The organism is Pseudoalteromonas sp. bablab_jr011, assembly GCF_016464045.1.
GTDB classification, from domain to species: domain Bacteria; phylum Pseudomonadota; class Gammaproteobacteria; order Enterobacterales; family Alteromonadaceae; genus Pseudoalteromonas; species Pseudoalteromonas lipolytica.
This window is the reverse complement of sequence record NZ_JACDWU010000052.1, coordinates 1-2,940: the sequence shown is the minus strand read 5'-3', so window position 1 is coordinate 2,940 and position 2,940 is coordinate 1. Positions and strand designations below refer to the sequence as shown.

General features: G+C 35.5%; 4 protein-coding genes. All 4 read left to right on the top strand.

Features of this window, described 5'->3' with window-relative positions; translation table 11 throughout:
* Positions 1-152: 152 nt before the first annotated feature.
* The 4 genes from JIG41_RS23240 (at position 153) to JIG41_RS01535 (ending at position 2,513) form a co-directional block, all read left to right on the top strand.
* Positions 153-311, top strand: coding sequence for a hypothetical protein (locus JIG41_RS23240; protein ID WP_409372704.1), 159 nt, complete (start codon positions 153-155; stop codon positions 309-311).
* A 154-nt stretch (positions 312-465) separates the two neighbouring features.
* Positions 466-819 carry a cupin domain-containing protein gene (locus JIG41_RS01545; protein ID WP_199524171.1) on the top strand — a complete coding sequence of 118 codons (354 nt, stop codon included), beginning with the start codon at positions 466-468 and terminating at the stop codon, positions 817-819.
* A gap of 20 nt (positions 820-839) precedes the next feature.
* Positions 840-1,112 carry a hypothetical protein gene (locus JIG41_RS01540; protein ID WP_162898039.1) on the top strand — a complete coding sequence of 91 codons (273 nt, stop codon included), beginning with the start codon at positions 840-842 and terminating at the stop codon, positions 1,110-1,112.
* Between the two features lie 981 nt (positions 1,113-2,093).
* On the top strand, positions 2,094-2,513 hold the full coding sequence (locus tag JIG41_RS01535; RefSeq protein ID WP_199524170.1) for a hypothetical protein: 420 nt from the start codon (positions 2,094-2,096) through the stop codon (positions 2,511-2,513).
* The last annotated feature ends 427 nt before the right edge of the window (positions 2,514-2,940 follow it).

Here is a 2,940-nt window from a genome sequence, read left to right as displayed (position 1 = left end):
TTGTTCGCAACCTGGTAAAACAGCACAAAGGCCGTAAAGACTCGATACGCAGTAAGTGTGTTAGGGCTAGTTTTGACGATGAATTCAGGGCTGAGCTTATCTTTGGTTAATACTTGTTAACAAAGTATGCTCTCACCCTGGATACAGGGCAGATGTCAGTGGCAGAGATTCTAATCCATTTGTTAACTCATGGCAGTAATCACAGAGGTATGGCATCTAGGGTACTTGCGGCAAATAATTTAGAGAGACCTAAGGACACATTCACTCGCTATCTGCATCAATTAGAGCCATTAAGAAGAGTAATAGTATAGCCTCTTTTTTTGGGGCGTTATATGCAAAACCTCAAGACGACATAAAGCGTATATCCAGAGCTTAATTGTCACTGAAAGCAAAGATTACAGAGATAAATGAGATGAGTCTTTAGATTTATTCGACCCTCAAATTAAATTTATACATAGGGATTTTATGACTTACAAAGCAATTAATTTTAAAGAGAAGTTTTCTAAATTTACTGAACATTGGTCACCGCGAGTAATTGCAGAAATGAACGACTATCAATTTAAACTCGCTAAAGTTGAAGGTGAATTTGACCCTGATACTGATGAAGTGTTTATTGTTATTGAAGGCGAGCTAGAAATCGAATTTAGAGATGGCATTGTACATTTAGAGTCGGGTGAAATGTTTGTAATCCCTAAGGGGGTTGAACATAAACCCCACGCGAAGACTGAATGTAAAATTATGCTTGTTGAGCCGAAAGGCGTGGTAAATACCGGTGAAGCTGGTGGTGAACTGACCGCAGCGAATGATGTTTGGGTGTAACAAGTCTGATGGTGTCAGATTTGAATCAGCAGCAATTACAAACCCTGAAAAAGGCAGCACTGCGCAGTGTGTGGGTGTTTTTGCTATTAAATAGCAGTCTGTTGCTGTTGTTTTTCTTAGGTAATACAGAGTTTGTGTTTATCGCTTTAGTGATACAGATTAGCATAGTTGTTATTTGGCAATTACCCGTATTTATATTTCACGTAGTTTATAAAAAACAGCCAATATTAATATCGATCTATAAAGCATTGGCGTCATATCGTTACGTTATAGAGCAAGTGCAATGGCCTTAGTATTTAATTTATATAAAAGAAGCGTGTAATGATGGTAACTGCATTTGTAGCAAATTTGCAGGTGGCACAGTCGCGAACCTTGCAGGCGTTGTATTAAATGCGGATAAGCTTTCTGATGCTGAAAAATATAATTGCCTAATTATTAATATTTATCTGTAACAGAGACAAAATAACCGCTAATCTACTGAGATGATTACGACGTATTCTAAGAAAAGGTTTTGAGGTGTAAATTTCTTTTAATACTGCTCTTTATTTTGAGCACATTTAACTCATTTTTTAGCAAGTTGTTAAAATAAAAATGTTAGTTAGGAGAACTAATGCCACACTTTATAATGGACTGCTCTGAAAGTATCCTGAAATCCCATCATGAAGAATGTATTATTGAACAAATTTATCATGTCGCCAATTCTACAGGATTATTCGATGAAGGTGATATTAAGGTAAGAATTAATCCATTTCAAAAGTATTCCGTGGATAATATGAGAAGGTTTTATCCCTGTTTTTTCTCAAATTGATTATTCCATTATTTAGTTTTAGTTAGAAAAGGATGTCTAGCCTATGTATCAACTTTATTTTTCTCTTGCTGTAATATTTATTATTTTTAGTTTGCCCATTTATATTTACTATATAACATTAAAACTTGAACAGTTCGAAGATAAAGGTTCTAGTTTTTTCTCTTTATTTTTTGCAGAGCCAAGCTTGAGGGTAGTACTAACAGTTTTGTGCTTTCCGTTTATAGGCATTATAAGTGTTCTAAGCACTATTAAGACTTTATGTAGACGGAAGCCAGTTAAACCATCTTTGTTATTTTCTGCAATAGTCTCATTACTGTGGTTGGCATTTTTACTTGCAGGGCTTGTGCAATATTTAGGCGAATAGAAGTTAAATAAGCACGAAAATATTTAAAATTTTTATTCACTTTTTAATGCTATTGTTTTTCTGTTATGACTATTGAGTTGTTTACAAGGAGATTTTAAAAGCATGAATATATTTCTTATTATTGCAGGTGTATTAAGTGGAATCGTTGCAATTTTGCATCTTGGATGTATTTATTTTGGCGCACCGTGGTATCGCTTTTTTGGTGCGGGGGAACAAATGGCGCTACTATCTGAGCAAGGTAGTATAAAACCAACCCTTATAACCAGTGGCATTACACTCGTGCTCTCAATGTGGTCAATGTATGCGTTTTCTGCTGCTGGGATTATTTTCAAACTCCCATTAACGCGTATAGCGCTTATATTAATTACGTTCATTTATATTGCCCGGGGCATCGTCGGTTTTTTGTTTGTAAAGTCACCCCAAGGTCGAACTCCCGAGTTTTGGATTTGGAGTTCAATTATTTGTTTATCTTTAGGTGTTGTTCATCTAATAGGACTGAAACAACAATGGGCTAGTTTGTAGGCAAATTTAAATAAAGTCATTATGATTGCAGCACATATCCAAAGTGCCATCTCGTCAACAGATAAGGTGAGACAAGTTGCACAGCGCAAGATTTGATAGTGCTGTTTGAGAATAAGGCACAAAGCTATAAATTAAAACTACGGATATTCAACGTCTATATTGGTACTCTCTATATCGGTGATATCTATATTGGTGATATCTATATTGGTACTGACTATAACAATACTATTTATATTGACACTATCTGTAGCTTTTATTCGTTAAATCTAAAAAGAGAGTTGTGTGAGGCCTTGTTGATCAAATGCAACTCTCTAACAAATTCACTTAACTTACTGATATTTAGGCAGACCAAGGGTGTTGATCTTATTTAGCGCCTTCACTTTGATCATCGCTTCAACCAGTTGGCGATTGTAATCACGCGCATTTA